Source organism: Buttiauxella sp. BIGb0552, assembly GCF_004366275.1.
Lineage (GTDB): Bacteria > Pseudomonadota > Gammaproteobacteria > Enterobacterales > Enterobacteriaceae > Buttiauxella > Buttiauxella gaviniae.
Genome location: NZ_SODY01000002.1, coordinates 911,077 through 917,726 on the forward strand (window position 1 = coordinate 911,077; position 6,650 = coordinate 917,726).

Sequence of the window (6,650 nt, forward strand, 5' to 3'; positions counted from 1 at the left end):
GCTCGTCTTTTAAGCAACCATTTGACACACACATGAAGGCAAAAGCGATATTACTCGCCTCTGTTTTGCTTGTGGGGTGCCAGGCGTCAAGGCATGACGGCAACATCCAACAGCACGCACAGAGTCTGTCTGCAGCTGGTCAAGGTGAAGCAGGAAAGTACACAGGTTCGCGATGGATGGACGATGGGACATACCTCGCGGATAACCAAAACTTGTGGAACTTCATTGGCGACGAGCTAAAGATGGGGGTACCGGAGAATATCCGGATCCGCGAACAGAAACAGAAGTACCTGAAGAATAAGAGCTATCTCCACGATGTAACATTACGGGCAGAGCCGTATATGTACTGGATTGCCGGGCAAGTTAAGAAACGTAACATGCCAATGGAACTAGTACTGCTACCCATAGTGGAGAGCGCTTTTGACCCCCACGCTACATCTTCTGCAAATGCCGCTGGCATCTGGCAGATTGTACCGAGTACGGGTCGAAATTATGGTTTAAAACAGACCAAAGCATACGATGCACGTCGTGATGTAGTGGCTTCGACCACTGCCGCACTCGATATGATGCAGCGTCTGAACAAGATGTTTGACGGCGACTGGTTATTAACCGTGGCGGCGTACAACAGCGGCGAAGGTCGTGTACTGAAGGCAATGAAAGCGAATAAAGCTCGTGGCTTATCTACGGATTTTTGGTCGCTTTCACTGCCACGGGAAACCAAAATTTACGTACCAAAAATGTTGGCTTTGAGTGATATTCTCAAAAACAGCAAAAAGTACGGTGTACGCTTACCAACTACTGACGAAAGCCGTGCATTAGCACGTGTAGAAGTCAGCGATCCGGTTGAGCTTACGCAGGTTGCCGAAATGGCTGGTATATCATTAAGCACGCTGAAGACATTCAACGCCGGGGTGAAAACCTCGACCGTTGGCAAGAATCAACGTTATGTAATGGTACCTAAAAAGCATGCCGATCAGCTAAAAGCCTCTTTGGCTTCTGGTGAAATTGCAGCAGTGCAGCCTCGGCTATTTGCTGATAACCGCAGTACTGCAGGTGGCAGCAAATCTTACCGTGTTCGTTCAGGTGATACCTTATCGAGCATTGCTTCACGCTTAGGCGTGAGTGCAAAAGATTTGCAAAGCTGGAACGGCATACGCGGCGCACACATTAAAGTCGGCCAAACACTCAGCGTCAAAAATGACGCACAGAGTTTAGTTAAGAACGATAGCATCACTTATAAGGTGCGTAAGGGTGACTCGTTGTCGAGTATCGCGAAACGTCACGGTGTGAACATCAAGGATGTTCTGCGCTGGAACGACGATACAGACGATCTGAAACCTGGAGATCAGTTGACGCTATTCGTTAGCAACAACTCTACACCTGATACTTGATTGTTAATCAAAGAAAAAGGCACCTTTTTAGGTGCCTTTTTTATGTCTGATGCCCGCACTGAACTACACTCGCTTTGCTTCCAGCATAATAATGTCACTGATGAATGAACCATCGGCCTGCAATTCAAAGTAATGCTGCACTTCATCCGATGCGCTCTTTTGATAGATGCGAATAGCTTCAGCCAGAGCGGCTGGTGTCCTCATTCTGGAAATCCAGGATGTGAACTCCAGATTCAACCGGTCACATAACAGGTTTTGCGAGACCAAGCCCGCATCATTAAACAGGCTCAACCACTCGCCACTGGAATAATTCCGAACGTGCGAGGTATCGCGCAATGCTTCAACCGTTTGCAGCCAGATATCGAGAACTGGATGGCCTGGGGACATCACATCCATAAAAATAACTACACCACCAGGTTTCAGGACTCGTTTTACTTCACGCAATGCTTTACCAACATCATGCCAGTGATGAGCTGAATAGCGGCTAATCACCACATCAAAAGAGCCATCATCAAATGGCAACACTTCTGCATAACCCTGTTGAGTCGTAATGTTGAAGATGCCACGCGTTTTAGCAGCATCATTGACCACACTCAGCATCTGTTCTGAGAGATCATAAGCAATCACCTCTTTCACCTGAGCGGCCGCAATAAAGCTCGCATGCCCTGCCCCACACCCCATATCGAGCAAGCGTGCATTAGGAAAATCTGCCAGACGCGCGCTCAGACGCTCCAGATCGCGACCAGCAGCGTGCACAGCACTTGTCAGATAGGCACTGGCTTGCGAGCCAAACTGTTGATCGACTTTGTCATGGTGAGATTGTGTTGTCATGTTGTTGTCCTTGCAGATGATTGTAAGTAAGGGCAGCACATAGTCTGCCCAATGGCAGACCTGACTTACCTTACTTCAGCTCAGGTTTGCCGGGACGGAATTCGACTAGTAGAGGATTGTGATCGGACGCACGGGTCACCAAAACAGAGGCTTCTGCAACGTTCAAACCACGGTAAAACACGAAATCAAGTGGACGACCGAAAGCACGGCGGCGATGGTCATCAGTGAAGCGCACTTCCCGCAAAGTCATTTCACGAGCGAAGCGGTAAAGCGCATTCATGCGTGGACGGCTCCAGGCGTTAAAATCGCCCGCCATAATAACCGGCCCATTATGGTGGCCAATTTGATCGCCAATCGGCCCAAGCTGCTTACTGTAGACATCGACACCGAGACTGAAATTGACCGCGTGGATATTCACAACCATCAACAGCCGACCATCAGGCAGTGGATATACGGTCACTAATGCGGATTTAGACAAGCGTAAAATCGGCTCACGTTCACGTAGTGGGCAACAATAAACAGGATGAGCAGCGGAAAGTGTCATAACACCCGATGGGTGTTGAGGCAGGACAAATGCCGGAACCTGGTCGGCAGCCAGATAATTACTGGTGGCAAACTTTACCAGCTCAGGGGTAGTTTGAGCCTCCTGCAATAAAACAAGATGAGCATCTTTACCGAAGTTTTGCAGTACAGAAAGCCATTCTGCACGCTGCTGTTTGAAGATATTCCACACCAATACTTTTAGTGAGCCTTCACTTGGTAAAGGTTCCCCGGGCGGCAATGCCTGACCAATAGTTGCAAACGAGCCAGGAGGCAGAATGCGTTCCGCTGGCTGACCGGCAACATATCTCATGGCATAAGTATTTTTGCGCACGTTTTTACTAATGACCTCTGTAACCAAAGAAGCCTCCAAATCGAAGGCTGTCTTTCAGTTATAGGGACTTTGGTGTCGAGTTTCAACGACCAATTCAAACCATTGACGAACAAGACCGTAAGTAATTGCTAACAGCCTTGTTCTGATTGACTAACTGATAGCAACTTCACGACGTGTATCTAGTCGACCACTGATGGTAATTAAGAACAGTGCACCAACAACAATTACGGCCCCAATCCACGGAGTCTGAGCTAAACCAAAACTTTGAACTGTTTGACCACCAATAACAGATCCTAATGCAATCCCGACGTTAAAAGCGGCAATATTCAGTCCAGAGGCAACATCCACAGCGTTTGGCGCATATAACTCTGCTTTCTGCACAACGTACACCTGCAATCCCGGTACATTACCGAATGCAAAGACGCCCATAATTAACACCGTCACTAAAGCGCCAATATGTGAACTCGCAGTAAATTGGAAGACCAGTAGTAATGCGGCAAGTGCTGCAAAGATGAATTTTAACGCGGGTACTGCTCCATGATGGTCGGCAAGTTTCCCGCCCCAGATATTACCTATAGCCACAGAGACACCGTAGCCCAGCAAAATCCAGCTCACTGCCGCTGGTGAGTAACCCGCAAGGTTTTGCATCATCGGAGCCAGGAAGGTAAATGCGGTAAACACACCGCCGTAGCCCAAAGCTGTTATCGCGTAAATGATCAATAGGCGGGGATGTGTCATCACTTTCAGTTGATCTTTTAAGCTGGCAACTGCACGTGTTGGAATATTTTTTGGAATCAGAATCGTGCTACTGATCAAGGCAATAACACCAATAGCTGAAACGGCGAGAAATGTTTCACGCCATCCGAAATGCTGGCCGATAAATGTTCCGAGGGGCACACCTGTAACCAATGCAACGGTTAAACCACCAAACATAATGGCGATTGCGGTAGCAGCCTTTTCTTTAGGTACCAGACTGGTTGCAATAGTTGAACCAATCGAGAAGAAAACACCGTGTGCAAGGCCGGTTAACAAGCGAGCCACAACCAGCGTTTCGTAGTTTGGCGAAAGCCACGCTAACAAATTCCCCGCGGTGAATAGCGCCATCAAACCAATCAGCAACTGTTTACGAGGAAGTTTCCCTGTCAGAGCCGTCAAGACAGGGGCGCCAACAGCCACGCCCAACGCATAAATTGAAACCAGCAGCCCAGCAGAAGGGAGCGAAATTGAAAGTTGATCAGCAATTGTTGGCACTAATCCAACAATGACAAACTCAGTAGTACCGATTGCGAATGCACTGATAGTCAGTGCCCAAAGCGCCAGAGGCATGATTTACTCCATAACGGGTGTCTTTTGATGACACGCAGTATGGCGTGATGGTTAAATAACAAAAATATGCAAAATCTCAATAGAATATTGTCTCAGGAGCAATAATGAAGGCCACCTCAGAAGAACTGTCGATTTTTGTCGCTGTCGTAGAAAGCGGGAGTTTTAGTCGCGCAGCAGATCAACTCGAGTTGGCGAATTCAGCAGTGAGCCGCTCGGTAAAGAAATTAGAGATGAAATTAGGTGTAACCCTGCTTAATCGTACAACGCGCCAATTGAGTCTCACAGAGGAAGGCGAGCGTTACTTCCGCCGTGTTCAACAGATTTTGCAGGAAATGGCTGCTGCAGAAAATGAGCTGATGGAGACCCGACAAAGCCCGCGTGGTTTACTACGCATCGACGCTGCAACGCCTGTCATGCTTCATCTTTTAATGCCGCTGATTAAGCCCTTTCGTGAGCGCTATCCGGAGGTGACACTTTCCCTCATCTCATCTGAGACATTTATTAATTTGATTGAGCGAAAAGTCGATGTAGCGATACGAGCAGGCACTTTGACAGACTCAACGTTACGGGCGCGGCCTCTTTTTTACAGCCGTCGTAAAATCATTGCCTCACCGGAATATTTAGCGCAGTTCGGTATGCCACAATGTGCTGAGGATCTTCAGGATCATATTTGTCTTGGTTTCTCCGAAACGGAGAGCCTGAATAAGTGGCCAGTTGCACAGGCCGATGGGCTGCGTTATGACATCATACCGGGAATAACATCGAACAGTGGAGAAACACTCAAACAGCTTTGCCTCACCGGGAATGGTATCGCCTGTCTTTCTGACTATATGATTAATAAAGAAATTGCTGAAGGGACATTCGTAGAGTTACTGGCAGACAAACTATTGCCTGTAGAAATGCCATTTAGTGCAGTGTATTACAGCGATCGCGCCGTTAGCAGCCGCATTCGGGCGTTTATCGATTTTCTAAGTGAGCACGTTCAACAGCCCCCGCAGGGGCTGTGATGGAAAATTAATCCCAGTCTGGAGCCAAACCTTCTGGGCTAACCAATCGATCGTTACAGTCCAGTTCACTTATAGCAATCATATCTTCCTCATCTAGCGTGAGAGTCTGCGCCTGGAGATTACTTTGCAGATTCTCACGTTTTGTAGATGAAGGAATCACCGCATAACCCAACTTCATTGCCCATGCCAGGATGACCTGCGCAGGAGTTGCATTGTGCTTTTGAGCAATGCGGCATATCAGTTCATCTTCCAGAGCTTTACCATAAGCCAACGTCATATAAGAGGTGATATGGATGTTATGTTCATGTGCCCAATCAACGACTTTACGGTTGTGCAAATACGGTGAAAGCTCAATCTGGTTGGTCGCTATATTTTCAGCCCCCACCGCATCAACAGCCTGCTGCATCAGGTCTATAGTGAAGTTAGAAACACCTATATTGCGCGTCAGCCCTTCTTTTTTTGCTTCCAGTAAAGCCTGCATAAATTCAGCTACCGGCACAGCATCGTTTGGTGATGGCCAGTGAATTAGAGTCAAATCGATATAATCTGTACGCAATTTGCGCAGACTTTCTTTCAAGCTTGGGATTAATTTCTCTTTATTAAGATTCTCGATCCAGATTTTGGTGGTGATAAACAGCTCACTACGTGCAACACCACTTTCTTCAATCGCCTGTCCCACAGCAGTTTCATTATCATAAATTTGTGCTGTATCGACCGCGCGGTAACCTAATTCAAGCGCTGTTTTTACTGATGCGATAACTACGTCGTCTTTTAAACGGAAAGTACCTAAACCAAATGCAGGAATTGTCATTATTAACCTCGTTGGGAGATATATCTTTGTCTTTCGAGGATTATGAAGGGTTTAACTTTGGTGAAAAAGATGGATAAATGCAGAAGATAATTGCGTAAAAAGCAATAATAGAGAAAATTTCATGAGTTTTAGGCACGAAAAAGCCCTGAGTCTAGAAGACTCAGGGCTTAATTAAGTGGCGGAACGGACGGGACTCGAACCCGCGACCCCCTGCGTGACAGGCAGGTATTCTAACCGACTGAACTACCGCTCCACCGAATTTCTTTCTTATTACCACCAGATGTCACATTCTGGCTTTTACTGCTTTGAATTTAGAGCCTGGCAGTTCCCTACTCTCGCATGGGGAGACCCCACACTACCATCGGCGCTACGGCGTTTCACTTCTGAGTTCGGCATGGGGTCAGGTGGGA

At 47.4% G+C, this 6,650-nt stretch carries 6 protein-coding genes, 1 tRNA gene and 1 rRNA gene; 2 read left to right on the forward strand and 6 right to left on the reverse strand.

The window, feature by feature from the left end; all coding sequences use genetic code 11:
- Positions 1 to 32: 32 nt before the first annotated feature.
- Positions 33 to 1,391 (forward strand): murein transglycosylase D, encoded by a 1,359-nt coding sequence (gene mltD / locus EDF88_RS08970; RefSeq protein WP_134184153.1) that lies wholly within the window; start codon positions 33 to 35, stop codon positions 1,389 to 1,391.
- A 63-nt stretch (positions 1,392 to 1,454) separates the two neighbouring features.
- Here mltD and EDF88_RS08975 read toward each other — a convergent pair whose 3' ends face one another.
- From EDF88_RS08975 to EDF88_RS08985, 3 genes are all read right to left on the reverse strand, one after another.
- The gene (locus tag EDF88_RS08975; protein ID WP_134184155.1) at positions 1,455 to 2,222 is read right to left on the reverse strand and encodes a class I SAM-dependent methyltransferase; all 768 of its coding nucleotides are present in this window, start codon (positions 2,220 to 2,222) and stop codon (positions 1,455 to 1,457) included.
- 70 nt (positions 2,223 to 2,292) lie between these two features.
- Positions 2,293 to 3,096 (reverse strand): endonuclease/exonuclease/phosphatase family protein, encoded by an 804-nt coding sequence (locus EDF88_RS08980; protein WP_034461607.1) that lies wholly within the window; start codon positions 3,094 to 3,096, stop codon positions 2,293 to 2,295.
- A 150-nt stretch (positions 3,097 to 3,246) separates the two neighbouring features.
- On the reverse strand, positions 3,247 to 4,422 hold the full coding sequence (locus EDF88_RS08985) for an MFS transporter (protein WP_134184157.1): 1,176 nt from the start codon (positions 4,420 to 4,422) through the stop codon (positions 3,247 to 3,249).
- Positions 4,423 to 4,526: 104 nt separating this feature from the next.
- Between EDF88_RS08985 and yafC the strand changes: the two genes are divergently transcribed.
- Positions 4,527 to 5,429 carry a DNA-binding transcriptional regulator YafC gene (gene yafC / locus EDF88_RS08990; RefSeq protein ID WP_064516398.1) on the forward strand — a complete coding sequence of 301 codons (903 nt, stop codon included), beginning with the start codon at positions 4,527 to 4,529 and terminating at the stop codon, positions 5,427 to 5,429.
- Positions 5,430 to 5,436: 7 nt separating this feature from the next.
- Here the strand turns inward: yafC and dkgB are convergent, their stop codons facing one another.
- The 3 genes from dkgB to rrf form a co-directional block, all read right to left on the reverse strand.
- Positions 5,437 to 6,240 carry a 2,5-didehydrogluconate reductase DkgB gene (gene dkgB / locus EDF88_RS08995; protein WP_064516396.1) on the reverse strand — a complete coding sequence of 268 codons (804 nt, stop codon included), beginning with the start codon at positions 6,238 to 6,240 and terminating at the stop codon, positions 5,437 to 5,439.
- Between the two features lie 176 nt (positions 6,241 to 6,416).
- Positions 6,417 to 6,493: transfer RNA gene (locus EDF88_RS09000), tRNA-Asp, on the reverse strand.
- Positions 6,494 to 6,556: 63 nt separating this feature from the next.
- A 5S ribosomal RNA gene (gene rrf / locus EDF88_RS09005) occupies positions 6,557 to 6,650 on the reverse strand; the annotation flags it as partial.

Bases quoted from the DNA above. Each gene is read 5' to 3' on its own strand.
- mltD (WP_134184153.1), top strand. From the start codon at position 33: ATGAAGGCAAAAGCGATATTACTCGCCTCTGTTTTGCTTGTGGGGTGC.
- EDF88_RS08975 (WP_134184155.1), bottom strand. From the start codon at position 2,222: ATGACAACACAATCTCACCATGACAAAGTCGATCAACAGTTTGGCTCG.
- EDF88_RS08985 (WP_134184157.1), bottom strand. From the start codon at position 4,422: ATGCCTCTGGCGCTTTGGGCACTGACTATCAGTGCATTCGCAATCGGT.
- yafC (WP_064516398.1), top strand. From the start codon at position 4,527: ATGAAGGCCACCTCAGAAGAACTGTCGATTTTTGTCGCTGTCGTAGAA.
- dkgB (WP_064516396.1), bottom strand. From the start codon at position 6,240: ATGACAATTCCTGCATTTGGTTTAGGTACTTTCCGTTTAAAAGACGAC.